This window comes from Caulobacter segnis, from assembly GCF_023935105.1.
Lineage (GTDB): Bacteria > Pseudomonadota > Alphaproteobacteria > Caulobacterales > Caulobacteraceae > Caulobacter > Caulobacter segnis_B.
The window spans coordinates 4,521,188-4,538,037 of record NZ_CP096040.1 but is presented as its reverse complement, the minus strand read 5'-3'; the positions used below and the strand labels follow the sequence as shown (position 1 = coordinate 4,538,037).

The 16,850-nt window shown below is 68.4% G+C and carries 20 protein-coding genes and 1 pseudogene; 9 read left to right on the top strand and 12 right to left on the bottom strand.

Annotation, left to right across the window (positions count from 1 at the left end; genetic code table 11):
- The first annotated feature begins 238 nt into the window (after positions 1-238).
- The 3 genes from ctrA (at position 239) to MZV50_RS21260 (ending at position 3,763) form a co-directional block, all read left to right on the top strand.
- Positions 239-934: a response regulator transcription factor CtrA gene (ctrA, locus tag MZV50_RS21270; protein ID WP_047407858.1), complete on the top strand. Its 696-nt coding sequence runs from the start codon at positions 239-241 to the stop codon at positions 932-934.
- Between the two features lie 246 nt (positions 935-1,180).
- Positions 1,181-2,557, top strand: coding sequence for a M23 family metallopeptidase (locus MZV50_RS21265; RefSeq protein ID WP_252631304.1), 1,377 nt, complete (start codon positions 1,181-1,183; stop codon positions 2,555-2,557).
- Positions 2,558-2,815: 258 nt separating this feature from the next.
- Complete coding sequence (locus MZV50_RS21260) at positions 2,816-3,763, top strand: DMT family transporter (RefSeq protein WP_252631302.1); 948 nt, start codon at positions 2,816-2,818, stop codon at positions 3,761-3,763.
- A 125-nt stretch (positions 3,764-3,888) separates the two neighbouring features.
- On the opposite strand, the gene MZV50_RS21255 is transcribed toward MZV50_RS21260, so the two are convergent.
- From MZV50_RS21255 to MZV50_RS21245, 3 genes are all read right to left on the bottom strand, one after another.
- Positions 3,889-5,136, bottom strand: a complete 1,248-nt coding sequence (locus tag MZV50_RS21255) for a M20/M25/M40 family metallo-hydrolase (protein ID WP_252631301.1) — start codon at positions 5,134-5,136, stop codon at positions 3,889-3,891.
- Positions 5,137-5,311: 175 nt separating this feature from the next.
- Entirely contained in the window at positions 5,312-7,378 is a 2,067-nt protein-coding gene (locus MZV50_RS21250) for a phosphocholine-specific phospholipase C (RefSeq protein ID WP_252631300.1), read from the bottom strand.
- 230 nt (positions 7,379-7,608) lie between these two features.
- Positions 7,609-8,715 (bottom strand): Zn-dependent alcohol dehydrogenase, encoded by a 1,107-nt coding sequence (locus MZV50_RS21245; RefSeq protein ID WP_252631298.1) that lies wholly within the window; start codon positions 8,713-8,715, stop codon positions 7,609-7,611.
- A 134-nt stretch (positions 8,716-8,849) separates the two neighbouring features.
- Here MZV50_RS21245 and MZV50_RS21240 point away from each other — a divergent pair, with 134 nt between their 5' ends.
- The 3 genes from MZV50_RS21240 (at position 8,850) to MZV50_RS21230 (ending at position 10,311) form a co-directional block, all read left to right on the top strand.
- Complete coding sequence (locus MZV50_RS21240; protein WP_252631297.1) at positions 8,850-9,149, top strand: metalloregulator ArsR/SmtB family transcription factor; 300 nt, start codon at positions 8,850-8,852, stop codon at positions 9,147-9,149.
- On the top strand, positions 9,139-9,804 hold the full coding sequence (locus MZV50_RS21235) for an SdpI family protein (protein ID WP_252631295.1): 666 nt from the start codon (positions 9,139-9,141) through the stop codon (positions 9,802-9,804). The genes MZV50_RS21240 and MZV50_RS21235 overlap by 11 nt, the downstream gene beginning before the upstream one ends.
- A gap of 93 nt (positions 9,805-9,897) precedes the next feature.
- Entirely contained in the window at positions 9,898-10,311 is a 414-nt protein-coding gene (locus tag MZV50_RS21230; protein ID WP_252631294.1) for a GFA family protein, read from the top strand.
- 38 nt (positions 10,312-10,349) lie between these two features.
- Here the strand turns inward: MZV50_RS21230 and MZV50_RS21225 are convergent, their stop codons facing one another.
- On the bottom strand, positions 10,350-10,823 hold the full coding sequence (locus tag MZV50_RS21225) for a chemotaxis protein CheW (protein WP_252631292.1): 474 nt from the start codon (positions 10,821-10,823) through the stop codon (positions 10,350-10,352).
- A 196-nt stretch (positions 10,824-11,019) separates the two neighbouring features.
- Here MZV50_RS21225 and MZV50_RS21220 point away from each other — a divergent pair, with 196 nt between their 5' ends.
- Entirely contained in the window at positions 11,020-11,403 is a 384-nt protein-coding gene (locus MZV50_RS21220; RefSeq protein WP_252631291.1) for a hypothetical protein, read from the top strand.
- A 195-nt stretch (positions 11,404-11,598) separates the two neighbouring features.
- Positions 11,599-11,832, top strand: a complete 234-nt coding sequence (locus tag MZV50_RS21215) for a hypothetical protein (RefSeq protein ID WP_252631289.1) — start codon at positions 11,599-11,601, stop codon at positions 11,830-11,832.
- Between the two features lie 11 nt (positions 11,833-11,843).
- Here MZV50_RS21215 and MZV50_RS21210 read toward each other — a convergent pair whose 3' ends face one another.
- From MZV50_RS21210 to MZV50_RS21195, 4 genes are all read right to left on the bottom strand, one after another.
- Positions 11,844-12,149: a hypothetical protein gene (locus MZV50_RS21210; RefSeq protein ID WP_252631288.1), complete on the bottom strand. Its 306-nt coding sequence runs from the start codon at positions 12,147-12,149 to the stop codon at positions 11,844-11,846.
- Between the two features lie 169 nt (positions 12,150-12,318).
- On the bottom strand, positions 12,319-12,564 hold the full coding sequence (locus MZV50_RS21205) for a DUF2188 domain-containing protein (protein WP_252631287.1): 246 nt from the start codon (positions 12,562-12,564) through the stop codon (positions 12,319-12,321).
- Between the two features lie 87 nt (positions 12,565-12,651).
- Complete coding sequence (gene cobS, locus MZV50_RS21200; protein ID WP_252631286.1) at positions 12,652-13,662, bottom strand: cobaltochelatase subunit CobS; 1,011 nt, start codon at positions 13,660-13,662, stop codon at positions 12,652-12,654.
- 75 nt (positions 13,663-13,737) lie between these two features.
- On the bottom strand, positions 13,738-14,112 hold the full coding sequence (locus MZV50_RS21195) for an RcnB family protein (protein ID WP_252631284.1): 375 nt from the start codon (positions 14,110-14,112) through the stop codon (positions 13,738-13,740).
- 137 nt (positions 14,113-14,249) lie between these two features.
- Here MZV50_RS21195 and MZV50_RS21190 point away from each other — a divergent pair, with 137 nt between their 5' ends.
- Positions 14,250-14,966, top strand: coding sequence for a phosphatase PAP2 family protein (locus tag MZV50_RS21190; protein WP_252631283.1), 717 nt, complete (start codon positions 14,250-14,252; stop codon positions 14,964-14,966).
- Here the strand turns inward: MZV50_RS21190 and MZV50_RS21185 are convergent.
- The 4 genes and pseudogenes from MZV50_RS21185 to MZV50_RS21175 all read right to left on the bottom strand — a co-directional run bounded on the left by MZV50_RS21185 (position 14,956) and on the right by MZV50_RS21175 (position 16,837).
- Positions 14,956-15,408 (bottom strand): hypothetical protein, encoded by a 453-nt coding sequence (locus MZV50_RS21185; protein ID WP_252631281.1) that lies wholly within the window; start codon positions 15,406-15,408, stop codon positions 14,956-14,958. The two genes, MZV50_RS21190 and MZV50_RS21185, sit on opposite strands and share 11 nt — an antisense overlap.
- 91 nt (positions 15,409-15,499) lie before the next feature.
- On the bottom strand, positions 15,500-16,180 hold the full coding sequence (locus MZV50_RS21180) for an NAD(P)H-dependent flavin oxidoreductase (protein ID WP_252631280.1): 681 nt from the start codon (positions 16,178-16,180) through the stop codon (positions 15,500-15,502).
- 95 nt (positions 16,181-16,275) lie between these two features.
- A pseudogene (locus MZV50_RS26780) lies at positions 16,276-16,545 on the bottom strand (NAD(P)H-dependent flavin oxidoreductase); the annotation flags it as partial.
- 55 nt (positions 16,546-16,600) lie between these two features.
- Complete coding sequence (locus tag MZV50_RS21175; protein ID WP_252631279.1) at positions 16,601-16,837, bottom strand: tautomerase family protein; 237 nt, start codon at positions 16,835-16,837, stop codon at positions 16,601-16,603.
- Between the last annotated feature and the right edge of the window lie 13 nt (positions 16,838-16,850).

The window sequence follows — 16,850 nt, the reverse complement described above, 5'->3', positions numbered from 1 at the left end:
GATTTCGAGCGACCGGAAGGGCGTCCAAAAGCGCCGCCTGCGACGCGTGCGACCAATGTGACCAAGGGGGCGAGAGCCGCTTGCACCCGATTCGCAAATCAGATTAACCATTCAGCCAACAGAGACATTCACCATTAACCAGTCTTAAATTAACTCTCCGGCAAAGTGGCCGAAGGGTTTGACCGGCGGCTCTCCGCCTAAGACGTTCGAATACGCCAGATTTGGCGTGGAGGGGCTCATGCGCGTACTGTTGATCGAGGATGACAGCGCGACGGCGCAGACCATCGAACTGATGCTGAAGTCTGAAGGCTTCAACGTCTATACGACGGATCTTGGTGAGGAAGGCGTCGATCTGGGCAAGATCTACGACTACGATCTCATCCTGCTCGATCTCAATCTTCCCGACATGAGCGGCATCGATGTTCTGCGCACCCTGCGGGTCGCGAAGATCAACACCCCGATCATGATCCTGTCGGGCTCGTCGGAAATCGACACGAAGGTGAAGACCTTCTCGGGCGGCGCCGACGACTACATGACCAAGCCGTTCCACAAGGACGAGATGATCGCCCGCATCCACGCGGTGGTCCGTCGTTCGAAGGGTCACGCCCAATCGGTCATCAAGACCGGCGACATCATCGTCAACCTCGACGCCAAGACCGTCGAAGTGAACGGCAACCGCGTGCATCTGACCGGCAAGGAATATCAGATGCTCGAGCTGCTCTCCCTGCGCAAGGGCACGACCCTGACCAAGGAAATGTTCCTGAACCACCTGTACGGCGGCATGGACGAGCCCGAGCTGAAGATCATCGACGTGTTCATCTGCAAGCTGCGCAAGAAGCTGGCCGCTTCGGCGCACGGCAAGCACCACATCGAGACGGTCTGGGGCCGCGGCTACGTGCTGCGCGACCCGAACGAACAGGTCAACGCGGCCTAAGGTCTCCCGAGTTTCAGTCAGCCTACCCAAGACGCCCACCGGAAACGGTGGGCGTTTTCTTATTGGGATCATGGGGTTGCGTTTCGGCTGTTAACGGATGTTAACCATGCCGTGACAAATTGGCCGAAGCGCCGAATAGTCCTTGCCGCCGAGAGCATGTCTGAGCATGGTCCGGGCCGAACGACCGCTGGGGGGCTTCCCGGCCGTGTCATTTGATTTGCGCGGCATCGCACCGACGGGGGCACGATGCAGGAATTTGATCCGCGACGCAGCGCGACACGCTGGGCGCCGAGGATTTTCACCGCCGTCGCCGGCCTGGCCGCGTTGGGCGTGGGCTGGAAGCTGACCGCCGACGACGTCAGGACTCCGCGTACGGAGAAGGCGGCGCTGGATCCCGCGGCCCTGGTCGCCCTGCAGCACGTCGCCTTCGCCAGCGCCGAGGCCCAGCCCGGTTTCGAGCGTCCCGAGAACGTCGCGGTCAAGGTGCGCCCGGGCGAGACCCTGCAAGGCGCCGTTCAGCGCGCCGGCGTCGCCCCCGAGGAGGCCAAGCAGGTCGTCTCGGTGCTGCAAGGCGCGATCGACACCGTCAACATCAAGGCCGGCATGGCCTTCGAGGCCGCCATCGCCCAGCGTCGCGGCGGCCAGCGCGGCCCGGCCCGCCTGGTGGGCCTCTCCATGCGGGCCAGCCCGTCGTCGACCCTGACCGTCTCGCGCACCTTCGACGGGGCCCTGCGCCTGCGCGAACTGGAGGAGAAGGTGCGCGACGAGCAGAAAGTCGCTTGTGGGGAAATGAACGGCTCGTTCTACGAGAGCGTGGCCAATGTCGGCGGCACGCCGGCGATCATCAGCCAGGCGGCCAAGCTGTTCTCGCACAAGATCGACTTCTCGCGCGACATCAAGGAAGGCGACCGCTTCTGCCTGGTGTTCGACCGCAAGGTCACCGAGAGCGGCCGCACCATCGAGGCCGGCGACCTGGAATACGCCGAGGTCAAGGGCCAGAAGTTCTACGCCTTCGACCGCAAGGGCGATCCGGACGGCAAGAGCCAGTTCTTCGACGAGCTGGGCAAGAACATCAAAGGCTTCCTGCTGCGCACGCCGGTGGACGGGGCGCGGATCACCTCGACCTTCGGCCAGCGCAAGCACCCGGTGCTGGGCTACACCCGCGCCCACAAGGGCGTCGACTTCGGGGCCGGGACGGGCACCCCGATCCTGGCCGCCGGCGACGGCGTGGTGCTGGAGGCCCGCCGCTGGGCCGGCTACGGCAACTGGCTGCGCATCCGCCATTCGGGCCAGTGGGACACCGGCTACGGCCACATCTCGCGTTATGCCCCCGGCATCCGCCCGGGCATGCGCGTCCGCCAGGGCCAGGTGGTGGCCTATGTCGGCTCGACCGGCCTGGCGACTGGTCCGCACCTGCACTACGAGGTCTGGCTGAAGGGCCAGCGGGTCAATCCGATCGGCGCCAAGGTTCCCCAGGGCACCATCCTGGCCGGCTCGGAACTGGCCTCGTTCAAGTCGCAGAAGGCCCGCATCGACCACCTGCTGGCCGACGGCGGCGCGACCGTCGGCGATGAGGCGCCCAAGCTGGCTTCGGCGGACCTGGTGAAGGTCTCGTCGCGGTAGGCGTTTCCTTCTCCCCTTGCGGGAGAAGGTGTCATCCGAAGGATGACGGATGAGGGGGCGCACTGACGCAAGCCGCCGCGGAGGCGGTAAGGCTGTCGCGGCGGTCTCTCTCTCTCTCTCTCTTCAACCCCTCACCCGACCGCCTTCGGCGGCCACCCTCCCGCAAGGGGAGAGGGCGCGCTTGGGCGTTGAAGGTCGCGAGCCGGAGGCCTAGAAGAGCCCCCATAACGATCGCCGCCCCGCTCGCGTGGGGCGGCGATGTCTTTTTCCAGGCGTATCCTTTTGACCTCCGCCCCGACCAACCTCTACCAGGATCGCCGCTTCGTCGTCGGCATGGCCGTGCTGTGCTGCCTCCTGTGGGGCAGCGCCTTTCCGGCGGTGAAGGTGGGCTATGCGTTGCTGCATGTCGCCAAGACCGACACGGCCTCGCAGATGCTGTTCGCCGGCTGGCGGTTCCTGGCGGCGGGGCTGATCCTGCTGGCCCTGGCCGTCCTGACCCGCAAGCCGCTGGCCGTGGCCCGCGACCAGGTCGGGCAAGTGATCGGCCTGGGCGTCTTTCAGACCACGCTGCAGTACGTGTTCTTCTATATCGGCCTGGCCCACGCCACCGGCGTGAAGTCGTCGATCATGAACGCCACCGGCGCGTTCTTCGGCGTGATCCTGGCCCACTTCCTGTTCAAGGACGACCGCCTGACCCCGCGCAAGGTGGCCGGCTGCCTGCTGGGCTTCGCGGGCGTTCTGGCCGTGAACCTCGGCGGAAAAGGCCTGGACTTCGAGTTCAGCCTGCTGGGCGAGGGCTTCGTGGTCGCCGCCGCCTTCGTGCTGGCGGCCGCCTCGATCTGGGGCAAGTCGATCTCGCGCAAGGTCGATCCCCTGGTGATGACCGGCTGGCAGCTGTCGCTCGGCGGCGCGGGCTTGCTGGCCATCGGCTTCGGGCTGGGCGGCCATCTGGGCGGCTTCGACGCGCGCTCGCTGGCCCTGCTGGCCTACATGGCCGGACTGTCGGCGGCCGCCTTCGCCCTGTGGAGCCTGCTGATCAAGCACAACCCGGTCGGCATGCTGGCGGTGTTCAACTTCCTGATCCCGGTGTTCGGGGTGCTGCTGTCGGCGGTGTTCCTGCATGAGCCGGTGCTGGCCTGGAAGAACGCCGCGGCGCTGGCTTTGGTGTGCGCGGGGATCTGGCTGGTGACGCGGAAACCGGCATAGCCTCTGCTCCCCAGCGCTGCGGGGGAGCTGTCGCGGAGCGACTGAGGGGGCGAGCTGGATTATGCCGAGTTAGCCCCCTCCGGCCCTCTGGACCACCTCCCCCGCATCGCGGGTGAGGAGAGATCTCAGTCCACCCCCGCCACGGCCAGCAGGGCCGCCAGGCCGACCTGCATGCCCTTCAGGCTCTCGCCCTTCTCAACGTCGATCCATTCGTCCAGGGCGTGGGCGCGGCCGGCATTCCCGCCGGCGCCGATGGTGACGGCGGGAATGCCCAGGCTCATCGGCACATTGCTGTCGGTCGAGCTTTCCTCGTGCTGGGGCGAGAAGCCCAGGGCCGTGGCCGCCGCCGCCGTCAGCACGACGATGTCGGACGTCTGGGGCGTGTTGCCGGCCGGCCGCTCGCCGATCACCTTGGCCTCGTAGCTGACCTTGCCGTCGCGGGTATCGCGGGCGGCGTTCTCGCCGGCCACGGCCTTGTCGAGGATGCCGATCAGCGTCTGGTCCAGCCTGGCCAGCTCGGCCGCGCTTTCCGAGCGCATGTCGAACTCCATGAAAACCGAGTTCGGGATCGAGTTCACCGACGTGCCGCCGCCGGTGACGCTGGCCGAATAGGTGGTCTTGGGATGCTTGGGCGTCTCGACCGCGTAGAGGTCGGTCACCGCCTTGGCCATGGCCGCCATCGGATTGACGATGCCGAACGCGCCATAGCTGTGGCCGCCGGGGCCCTTGAAGGTCACCCGATAGCGCTTGGAGCCGACGCCCTTGTCGACGATCCGCGACGGGTCCGAGCCGTCCATCGAGAAGAAGGCGCTGATCCGGCCCTTGTACGGGCCCTTGTTGAACAGATGCCGGATCCCGCGCAGGTCCCCGGGGCCTTCCTCACCGACATTGCCGACGACCAGGATGTCGCTGCGGGTCTTGATCCCGGCCGCGTCGAGGGCGCGCAGATAGGCCAGCAGGGTGGCCAGGGCTCGGGTGTCGTCGCCGACGCCGGGGGCCATCAGCCGCGTGCCCTCGCGGCGCACCTTCACGTCCGTGCCTTCGGGGAAGACGGTGTCCAGGTGCGCGGCGATGACCACGAACGGGCCCTGGCCCCGGGTCGCGGTTCCCGGCCGCACGCCCATGACATTGCCCTCGGCGTCCATCTCGACGTTCGAGAGGCCATGGGCCTTCAGCATCGCCAGATAGGCCTTGGCGCGGGCCTCCTCCTTGAACGGCGGGGCCGGGATCTCGGTCAGGGTGACGATGTCGGCGACCGTGCGGTCGTAGTCGGCGTCCAGCTTGGCCACCGCCTTCTTGAAGGCCGGCGCGGCGAAGGCGGGCTGGGCGACCAGGGCAAGGGTCAGGACCAGCAGCGATGGGCGGAGGGGCATGGCGGTATCCAGACGAATCCAACCCCCAACCCCTATCCGATTTCCCCGGCGAAAGCCGGGGCCCAGATTCAGCCTGAGCGGTTGGGGATGATCCCAGATACGCGCCTGCCAGCCTGTTCGGCGCTCATGGGTTCGATCTGGGCCCCGGCTTTCGCCGGGGAGATCGGAGAGAGAATTAGAAGCTCAGCATCGCCGGCCCGCCCATCAGGGGGTCGCTGATCGAGTCCTTGCCCGTCTCGATCCGGCCCGCCAGGCGGCGCAGCCAGGTCTTCTCGCCGTCCAGGCGGGCAGTCAGGTCGTACCAGCCGTGGTGCGTGGGCGCGGCGCGGGCGTGGGTCTCGTAGGGCGCAAGGGTGACGCTCCAGGGTTCGGCGCCCAGGCCCTCGGGACTGGCCAGGAAGACCTGGCGGGGCGTCTTGCCGCTGTTGGTCAGGGTGACCAGCAGCAGGGCGCCCTTGGCGCGGGTGGTGATCTCGACCCCGGCGTCCTCGCCCACGAAACGACGGTGGAAGCCGTTCGGGCCCAGCACCCACAGGTCGTAGGGGCCGGCCGGCCAGGCGTCCTCCAGGCGTTTGCCCGGTCCCACGGTGTAACGGCGCGGGACGGCGTCCAGGCGCAGGCGGTCATAGACGTGCAGCACGCAGGCCGCTGCGCCGGGATTGGCCAGGGTCAGGGTCATGGCCCCGTCCTTCATCCGGCCGTCCGCCGCCGGGGCGTAGGGCAGGGCGCGCGAGGGCCGGGTTCCCTTGTCCTGGACGGGGGCGGCGATCGTCGTCGGCGTCGGCGGCTTGATCTCGGGCAGCTTGGCCGCGCGGGCGGCCGCCTCGGCCACCGACGGCAGCGGCGCGAACGGCCTGTCGTTCGGCGTCTTGAAGTCGAAGCAACTGGTCAGGTCGCCGCACACCGCTCGCCGCCAAGGCGCGATGTTCGGCTCCATCACCCCGAAGCGCTTCTCGAGGAACTGGATCACCGAGGTGTGGTCGAAGACCTGGCTGTCGACGAAGCCGCCCCGGCTCCAGGGCGAGACAGCGTAGAGCGGGACACGGGGGCCAAGTCCGTAAGGCCGGCCCATCAGGTCGTCGCGCTCGGCCTTGGCCTCGGTCGGATTGCGTACGCGATGGTGCATGCCGGCGACGTCGACGGTGGAGCCGCCGATCGGCTTGCCGGCCGCGTCCAGCGACGGCGGCGACGGCGGCGGGACATGATCGAAGAAGCCGTCGTTCTCGTCGAACATCACCAGGAACACCGTCCGCGCCCAGACCTTGGGATCGGCGGTCAGGGCGTCGAGAACGCGGGCGGTGTAGTCCGCGCCCTGGGCCGGGCTGGACGGGGCGGGATGCTCGCTGTCGGCGGCGGGGGCGATGATCCAGGACACGCGCGGCAGGCGGCCGGCGACCACGTCCTCGCGAAGCTTGTCCAGATGCCAGGTCGACAGCGCCAGGTCCTTCAGGCGCTTATCCGAGCCGGGCAGGCCCTTGTAGGCGTCGCGATAGGCCTTGAACCCGGCCAGCGGGTTGTCGGTGAAGTTGTCGGCCATGTCCTGGTAGATCCGCCAGGAGACGCCCGCCTTCAGCAGCCGCTCGGGATAGGTGGTCCAGGTGTAGGATTCCGCCGCGCCGCCCAGCTCGGCGAAGTTGTCGTGCGAGTTCGAGATCGACGGCCCGCCCTGCGTCCCGGCCGGGTCGTTGGTCCCGGTCCACAGGAACAGGCGGTTGGTGTTGGTGCCGGTCTGGGTCGAGCAGTGATAGGCGTCGCAAAGGGTGAAGGTCTCGGCCAGGGCGAACTGGAACGGGATGTCGGCCCGTTCGAAATAGCCCATCGACCAGGGTTCCTTGGACTCCGGCCAGCGGTCCATGCGGCCCTGGTCCCAGGCGTCCTGGGCGTTGGTCCAGCTGTGCGGCGTGCTCTCGACCCGCATGTGGGCGAAGGTCTTGGTGGTCTCCAGCGGGAACGGCGCCAGCAGCTGGTCCTTGTAGGCCTGGGTAAACACCGAGCCGTCCGCGCGGCCCGTCCGGTCGCGCACCGGGACGGGGAAGCGATCGCCGAAGCCCCGCACCCCGGCCAGGGTTCCGAAATAGTGGTCGAAGGCGCGGTTCTCCTGCATCAGGATCACCACGTGCTCGACGTCCTTGATCGTCCCGGTGCGGACGTCCGCGTCGATCGCGGCGGCGCGCGCCAGGGCCGGCGGCAGCGCCATCGCGCCAAGGGCGGCGAGCAGGGCGCGACGGTCGAGCGTGGGCATGGCGGAACTCCGACGAAACTGGGCCGGAGGTAGCACGGGGTGTTTGTCGGGCATGTGACAGCTGGACTAGACCAGTATCGATCCCAGCCTAACCCGCCTCCCCCGCGAAAGCCGGGGCCCAGATTCAGCTTGAGCGGTTTGGGATGATCCGAGACGCGCCCCGTTCGCGGGTCAGGCGCCCATGGGTTCGATCTGGGCCCCGGCTTTCGCCGGGGAGACGGATTCGTTGATCAATCGAACACGATCACCGACCGCGCCAGTTCGCCGCGCTTGAGCTCGTCGAAGGCGCTGTTGACCTCTTCCAGCTTGATCCGGCGCGAGATCAGTTCGTCCAGCTTCAGCCGGCCCGACATGTAGAAGTCCACCAGGCGCGGCATGTCGACCGGGAAGCGGTTGGAGCCCATGTAGCTGCCCTGGATGCGGCGCTCGCCCAGGAAGTCGACGCCGTGCAGCTCGATCTTGGTGCCGACCGGGATCATGCCGATGACATTGGCCGTGCCGCCCCGGCGCAGCATCTTGAACGAGGCCTCGGCGGTCGCCTTCAGGCCGATGGCCTCGAAGCTGTGGTGGACGCCGCCGCCGGTCAGCTCCAGCACCGCCTTGGCGATGTCGTCGACCGCCGAGGCGTCGACCACGTCGGTCGCGCCGAACGTCTTTGCCAGCGCCAGCTTGGAGGCGACGCGGTCGATGGCGATGATCCGGCCCGCCCCGGCGATGGCCGCGCCGTTGATCGTCGCCAGGCCCACGCCGCCGCAGCCGATCACCGCCACGGTCTCGCCCGGCCGGACGTTGGAGGTGTGCATCACCGCGCCCACCCCGGTCATCACCGAGCAGCCGATCAGGGCGGCGCGGTCGAACGGCATGTCCTTGCGGATGGCCACGCAGGCGTGCTCGTGCACCAGCATCATCTCGGCGAACGACGACAGGTTCAGGAACTGGGCCATCGGGCCGCGTCCCGTCGCGCCGCCCAGGTCCTCCTTGAACAGGCGCGGCTCGGCGCCCTTCGGACGCTTGGTCTCGGGGCTGATGCACAGGTTCATGTGGCCGGTCAGGCAGACCTCGCAGTGGCCGCAATAGGGGTTGAGGCAGGTGATGACATGGTCGCCGACCTTGACGGTGCGCACCTCGTCGCCGACCGCCTCGACGATCCCGGCGCTCTCGTGGCCCAGCACGGCGGGCAGGGGATGGGTGTAGGAGCCCTCGACGAAGTGCAGGTCGGAATGGCAGACGCCGGCGGCCTTGGTGCGGATCAGCACCTCGCGCGGGCCTGGCTTGCCGATGGCCACGGTCTCGATCTCGAGGGGCTTGCCCACCTCGCGCAGAACAGCGGCCTTCATGCTCGTCTCCCTAGGTTTGGCCGCGAGACTAGCGGGCGGGGCGGGGCCAGCGAAAGAGGCAATTCGAACAAATGTTTGGGGCGAGTTCCGGCCGTGTCTTGATATTAGGGGAGTTCCTAATTAGCTTTCTGCCTATGAACGGTGTCTTCAAAGCGTTGGGCCATCCGGCCCGCCGGCGGATCATCGAAATGCTGCGCGACCGGCCGATGCTGTCGGGCGAGATCGCCGCGGCGTTCGACATGAGCTGGCCGACGATCACCGGCCACCTGACAGCCCTGAAGGACGCGGGCCTGGTCGAGGCCGAGCGCGACGGGACCTCGATCCGCTACCGCCTGCAAATCTCGGCGATCGAGGAGGCGGTGGCGGTGCTTTTGGAGCTCATGGACTCGGTCCCGAAGACCGAGCCGGTCGGGAAGCTGAAACATGAACAATGAGGTCACCCGCGTCGATGCGGCCTCGGCGATGCTGGCCCTGGGCCAGTTTGGCCTGGCCGGCGCCATCGCCCTGTTCGGCCCGACGCATCCGTTGCCCATGCACTTCAACGCCACGGGGCAGGTCGACCGCTGGGGCGACCGGCTGGAGATGGCGTTCATGGTGCTGATACTGGCGGTGATCTCGACGATGATCGCCGTCGCCCGCTGGCGCGCGACGCGCACGGTCCAGGGGCGGCCCGGTCAGGGACCGGCCCTGTTCGTCGCCCAACTGGTGCTGGTCCTGATCGCCTTGCTGAACGCCAGCCTGACCTGGAGTCTGTTCGACCAGCCCGGACCCCGGTTCGACATGGCGATGGTCAGCGCGATCGTGGGCGTCGTTGGCGCCGTGCTGGGCAAGACCAGCCCCAACGCCCTGGTCGGCGTGCGAACGCCCTGGACGTTCGGCAGCCGCCTGGCCTGGGACAAGGCCAACCGGCTGGCTGGACGCCTGTTCTTCTGGGGCGGCCTGGCCGGCATGCTGGCCGCGCCGTTCGCGCCGCAGCCGGAAGGCTTCCGGGCCGTGGTGTTCGGCGTCCTGGCCATCGCCGCGATCGCGGTGTTCGAAAGCTGGCGCGTCTGGCGCACCGATCCAAACCGGCCGAAGGGGTGGCGCTGAGGTCGCTTGCGACGGATCGAGACCGTGTAATTCTGCGCCGCCGGGTCGGGCGGCGCCCTTCGCCGGCTTTCGTCACGTCGAAAGGACCGGATCATGACCAAGAAGTATACGGCCCAGTGCGCCTGCGGCGCCGTGAAGTTCGCGTTCGACACCGACCCCAGCTTCGTCGCCAACTGCCACTGCAACGACTGCAAGCGCGCGTCAGGCGGCGAGATGGCCACCTTCTTCGCCGTGTCGGCCGATGATTTCGAGCTGCTGAGCGGCGCGCCCAAGGCGTTCCACTACGTCGCCAATTCCGGCGGCGGGCTGGACCGCAACTTCTGCACCACGTGCGGTTCGCGGGTGTTCACCAGCAATCTGGACAACTTCCCCGGCACGGTCTTCGTGCAGCTGGGCAGCCTGGACCAGCCCGACATGATCGAGCCGAAGCTGGAGATGTTCGATCGCCGTCGCCTGCACTGGGTCAGGCCACTGGACCTGCCCCAGTTCGACGGCATGCCCAGTTAGGCGACCTCAGCTAGGCCGTCCCAATCAGGCCGTCCCAATCAGGCGGCCATGGCTTCCTGGCGTTCCGGCAGGATGCGGCTGACGGCCAGCAGGACCGTCATGTCGCCTTCGCCGGCGGTGATCACGGCCGAGACCAGCGGCGAGTCCTCGCCGTCGCCCAGGGCCGGGGGCGGATTGATCTGCTCGGCCTCGACGGTGAAGCTGTCGCAGACAGCGTCGACCAGCAGGCCGGCGACGTCGGTCTGGTTCTCGACGACGATGATCACCTGGCGCGGGCCGTCCTGCGCCGCGCCCTTGCCCAGGCGCCACGACAGGTCGATGACCGGCATGACCTGGCCGCGCAGGTTGATGACGCCGCGCACGAAAGGCGGCGCGTCGGGCAGCGGGGTCGGCGGCGTGACGCCACGGATTTCCCGGACGGCGCTGACGGGGACGCAATAGGTCTGGGCGCCGACCTCGAACGACAGGACCTGCAGGGCCTGACCTTGGGCGTACGACACGGTGTTGGACATGGCGGTCTCCGTAGGCGCGAAGGCCGCGTTGGGGCCCCCGTTCTTGATCACCATCACCTGAAAAGGTGAACAAACCGGTTCCGATCGCCGTTGAATGACTCGTTCAGGCGCCGTTCAGGCGCGAAGTCCGACTGTCCTTCGTGACGCTTGAGACGACGCGCAGGGCGCCGGGAAGCGAAGACCCACGGAGGCCGACATGGCCAACAAGATGATGAGCACGATTGGCCGGGTCGCCGCCGGTGTCGCCGCCTTTTCGCTGGTGACGGCCACCGCAGCCTCGGCCGATCCGCGCTATTACCGCCACCACCGCGACCGGGGCGGCGACGTCGCCACAGCGGCGATCGCGGCCGGAATCGTTGGCCTGGCGGTCGGCGCGGCCGTTTCGGACGGCAATCGCCGCGACCGCTATGACGATCGCTACTACGACCGTCGCTACGCTCCGCCGCCCCCGCCGCGGTACGGCTACGGTTATGGCTACGGCTACGCCCCGCGGCCCTACTACGACGACCGCGAATGCTGGACGACCCGCGACTACGACCGCTGGAACGGCGTCTATCGCGAGCGGACCGTCTGCCGTTAATGCTCGAATCCGGCCGCGGTCGTGAGCCCGCGGCCTGATGTCGCATCGTCCGCCCCGACGATGCTTCCCAGCCCCGAGGCCCCCGCCTCGGGGCTTTTTCGCGCGCTGAAGGGCGCGGACCTCGAAACGAGGACTCTATCCCCTTGCGCGACGAGAACAAAAAAGGAACATTACCGGCGACCGCAGGAGGCCGTCATGTCGCTCGCCGCTCGCTATTCCGTCTGCCAGAACCCGTTGGGCCAGAATTCCGGGCTCGCCGTGTCGGACGACCGCCTGGACATCGCCGAGGCCGTGCTGGCCGGGGCCTGGCGCACCCTGCGCGCGGCGGGGTTCGGCGAGGCCGAGGTCCAGGCCCTGTTCGACCAGATCGCCGACCGGCCCGAGGACCTGGCCCGGCGTCTGCGCAAGATGGCCAACGCCGGGGGCTGAGGCTTTTGTCCTTAGTGCGAGCGTTCCAGCAGGGCGCGCAGGATGTCGGCGCGCTGGGCCGTCTCGACCCCGATGCGGCCCGCCAGGTCGCGGATGCCGGCCGGATAGGCCTCGCCGCCGTCGGCGATGATCTTGGCCTGGTCGGCCAGCTTGCGAAGGTCGCGGTCCAGACGCTCGATCTCCTCGCGGGCCAGCATGCGGGCTTCGTCCTGCAGGCGTTTCACGCGCTGAGCGGTGGTCTCGGGGCCGCGCCCCAGGTCATAGACTTCCGCCACGCTCAAGACGGGCGGCACGATCTTCAACGGCTTGCCGGCCATGGATTGGGGCTCCTCGATACGGGTCGGTCCACGCCAACCCACACCGTATCAAAGCCTGGCTTGAGGGCCGCGTTCCCCGGATTTCCGGGAAAGCTGTGCAACGTGGCCGCCGGGCCACATCGCGCGGCCCGGCGCCGAAAAAGGCGTCAGAAAAGGGTCGGGATCGGGGCTAGTCGCCGTCCCGCACATGGGTGGTCGGCCGGTCGTCGCCGTCCGCCACCTCACCATGCCAGACGGCGTTCTTGTCCTCGTAGGTGATGCCCTCGGTCTCGCCCGGCAGCTCTTGCTCGGCCGCGGCCCGCTTGGCCGCCGCCAGGGCCGCGTCATGGCTGGGGAAGGTCTCGGAGAACGTGTCGCCCACCTTGTAGGCCCAGCCGCCGTCGTGCTCGACGATGTTGTAGGTGATGTCGGTCATGGGGGCTCTCCGAAAAGTGTCGCAGGTCAACGGACCGCCAGTAGAGGCGGTTCCGATGACGCTGTCTTGTCGGAAATGCTCCGGAGGTTAGGCCACCTTCACCCGCGCGGCGCTTTCCGGCAGGTCCGTGCCGAACGCGCGCTGGAAGAACTCGGCGACCGTGGGGCGCTCGAGTTCGTCGCACTTGTTCAGGAAGGTCAGGCGGAAGGCCAGGGCGACGTCGTGATCGAAGATCTCGGCGTTCTGGGCCCAGGTAATCACCGTGCGCGGACTCATGACGGTCGAGATGTCGCCGTTCATGAAGGCGTTGCGGGTCATGTCGGCGACGCGGACCATGGCGGCCAGGGTGCGCTTGCCCTCGGCCGTGTCGTACGACGGGTTCTTGGCCAGCACGATGGCGGCCTCGACGTCGTGCTCCAGGTAGTTCAGCGTCGTGACGATCGACCAGCGGTCCATCTGGCCTTGGTTGATCTGCTGGGTGCCGTGATAGAGGCCGGTGGTGTCGCCCAGACCGATGGTGTTGGTCGTCGAGAACAGCCGGAAATACGGGTTGGCGCGGATGACGCGGTTCTGGTCCAGCAGGGTCAGCTTGCCGCCGGCTTCCAGCACGCGCTGGATGACGAACATCACGTCCGGGCGGCCGGCGTCATACTCGTCGAACACCAGGGCGATCGGGCGCTGCAGCGACCAGGGCAGGATGCCTTCGCGGAACTCGGTGACCTGCTTGCCGTCCTTCAGGACGATGGCGTCCTTGCCGACCAGGTCGATGCGGCTGACGTGGCTGTCCAGGTTCACCCGGACCAGCGGCCAGTTCAGGCGCGCGGCCACCTGTTCGATGTGAGTCGACTTGCCGGTGCCGTGATAGCCCTGGACCATCACGCGGCGGTCCTTGGCGAAGCCGGCGCAGATGGCCTTGGTCGTCTGGGGATCGAACTTGTAGGCGGTGTCGATCTCGGGGACGTGGGCGTCGCGGTGCGAGAAGGCCGGAACCTTCATGTCGCTGTCCACGCCGAAGGCGTCGCGGAGCGTCACCCACTTGTCGGGGACCAGGGTGATCAGCGGATCGGTGGCGGAGCTGGTGTCGGCGAACTCGGGCATGTCTCCGAATTAGCCTCTTGACGCTGGGTAGGGGAAGGGGCGCCGCGTCGCGACGCCCCTTCCGAACGAACTTTTTTAGTGATTGGCGATGATCACCGAGGCGATCAGGCCGGTGGCGACGGCGGTCAGCAGGTACTGGTTGTCGACCTTCTGCCAGCGATAGCCGCGCGGCGGCTGGCGCAGGCCGTAGCGACGATAGTCGCTGACATAGTAGCGATGATCGCGATAGCGGGCGTCCAGGCGCTGGCCCTTGGCCCAGCGGCGATACTCGCGACGGTCGTGGCGATCCTCGGCGCGGGCTTGATCGCGGCGGCCTTGCTCATAGGCGCGATCGCGGCTGTCGTAGCGGCCGTTGTTGTTGTGGTCGCGGCGCCAGTCTTGGGCCGAGGCCGCGCTCGCGCCGCCGGCCAGCATCAGAACGGCCATGGAGGCGGTCAGAAAGCGTTTCATGTCGGGTCTCCTTTATAAGATGTCTGGAGCCTAGGCGGCTCGACATGTCCTCGGCATGAACGATCGACTTCAGCTTAAGTTCATGTTTCAAAAGGGAAATATTGTAACTTGAAGCTTGCTTCCGAGAGGCTATCCGCTTGATCCGCTTCGACTTTCGCCGTCTCGTGACCGCCGCCCGGAGCGAACTGGGCGCGACCGCCGCCCTGCTGATCGTGGCGGTGGGCGGCTGGGGTTTCTTGTCGATCGCCGACGAGGTGGCCGAGGGCGAGACGCGGGCGATCGATCTTTCGGTCCTGCGGGCCCTGCGGGTCGACGGTCAGCCGCACGCGCTGGTCGGACCCAAGTGGCTGCACATCGCCGCGACCGACGTCACGGCCCTGGGGTCGGTGACGGTGCTGGGCCTCTTGATCCTGCTGGCCTTCGCCCTGCTGGCCAGCTTGCGCCGCTGGACCGAGGGCCTGCTACTGGTCGCGGGGGCGGGGGGCGGCCTGATCATCAGCCAGACCCTGAAGCGGGTGTTCGAGCGCGAGCGGCCGGACCTGGACTATCGCGCGGTCGAGGCGGTCAACGCCAGCTTCCCGTCCGGCCACGCCATGCTGTCGGCCGTGGTGTTCCTGACCCTGGGCGTGCTGGCCGCGCGGTTCGCCGACAAGCGCCGGGTCAAGGTGCTGGCGGTCGGCGCGGCGGTGCTGGTGTCGCTGCTGGTGGGGCTGAGCCGGGTCTATCTGGGCGTCCACTGGGCCAGCGACGTGCTGGCGGGCTGGTGCGTCGGCGCGGCCTGGGCCATGGCCTGCTGGCTGGCGGCCTTCGTGGTCCAGAGGCGACTCAAGCGGCCCTCGACCCTCACGGCCTAGATTTCGGCCGCCACCTGAGTTCCAGCGTCGTCCACACCGCGCCGGCGAAGTCGACCAGGCCCAGGGCCAGCCAGGCCTTGGGCAGCCAGTCCAGCAGCACGAAGGCGCCGATCACCACCAGCGAGAACACCCGCAGCACCACCGAGGCCCGCATATAGGTGCGCTGCCCGGTCCAGCCGGCGACGTGGTAGCCCATGGCGTAGGCCAGCAGGACCAGGCCCGCGAACCGCACCCAGGGCAGGGATGTGGCGTCGACATGGGCGTCCAGAAGATGCAGCACGGGGCGCGGCGCGACGGCCAGAGCCACGCCCGAGGCCGACAGCAGGCCGCCCCAGCACCAGATGCTCCACGGCTTGCCGAACGGCACGGGCGATACCGGCGTCGGCGGCTCGTCGGGCGCGCGCCACGCGGGGTCGGGACTCGCCGGCTGGCTGTCGGTCATCGGAAGAGTCGTCCCTCACCTGCGGCGCGGAAGCATGGCTCAGGCGGGGGCCGCTTCGCAAGCTCAAGGCGGAGACGGCGTCCGGACGCGATCACGCCACACCGGCCAGCATCCGGGTCAGGTCGGCGGACGACATCGGTCGCGCCAGGCGGAAAGCCTGGCCGGCCCAAAGCGGACTGAAGTCGCCGCGCCCGGCCGCCTCGGCCGCCTTGCGCAGCGGCGCGATCGCCCCGCCAGCCGTCGGGAAGGCCGGCGCCAGGTCGGACAGCGGTCCCAGCTCGGCCATCAGCCGGTTGACGACGCCGCGCGCCGGACGGCCGGTGAACAGGTTGGTGACCGCCGTGGTCTCGGCCGAGGTCAGGGCCTGGCGATGGACCGCGCTGATGTTCGCCTCGGGCGTCAGCAGATAGGCGGTGCCGACTTGGGCGGCCTGCGCCCCCAGGGCGAAGGCGGCCAGGACGCCCCGACGGTCGGCGATCCCGCCCGCCGCGATCACCGGGACCGAGACGGCGTCGACGATGCGGGGGACCAGCGCGAAGGTCCCGACCTGGGCGGCCATGTCGTGCGTCAGGAAGTTGCCGCGATGGCCGCCGGCCTCGACGCCCATGGCGATCACCGCGTCGACGCCGCGCGCCTCCAGCCACTGGGCCTCGGCCACCGTGGTCGCCGAGGACAGCACCTTGGCCCCCGTGCGCTTGACCCGTTCGACCAGGGCCGGGGCGGGCAGGCCGAAGTGGAAGCTGACCACGTCGGGCCGCAGATCCTCGACCACGCCGGCGAAGGCCTCGTTGAACGGCGCGCGGCCACCGGCGGGCAGGGGGCGTCGGGATCGAGCCCGGCCTCGACATAGTAGGGGGCCAGGGCCCGTCGCCAGGCGGCCTCTCGGGCCGGATCCTCGGGCGGATCCTGGTGGCTGAAGAAGTTGACGTTGATCGGCCGCGACGTGCCGGCCCGCACCGTCGCCAGCGCCGCGCGCAGTTCGGCCTCCGAATAAAGCGCGCTGGGCAGCGAGCCCAGGCCGCCGGCGTTGCTGACCGCGATCGCCATCTCCGGCGTCGTGGCCCCGGCCATCGGCGCCTGGATGATCGGCAGCGCGACGCCCAGCAGGTCCAGTAGGCGATTGGAATAAGAGACCATGTCCGACCTCCCTTGAGGCAAGGGGCCGCCCGCGTGGAGCGGCCCGAGGAACCCGTTACTGGCCGCCGCCGGCCAGGCGTTGGCGATATTCGGGCACGGGCAGTCCGCCCCAGCCCCAGTTCTCAAGCTCGACCTCCTGGATGACCACGAAGGTCGAGTCCAGCGGCTTGTGCAGCACGTCCAGCAGCAGTTGGCTGACGCCGGCGATCAGTCGGGCCTTCTCGTCGGCGGTGACGGCCAAGCGGCCCGGCGCGGAGCCTTCTCGCGTGACCTGGATGGTGACCATGGGCATTGGAGGCGCTCCC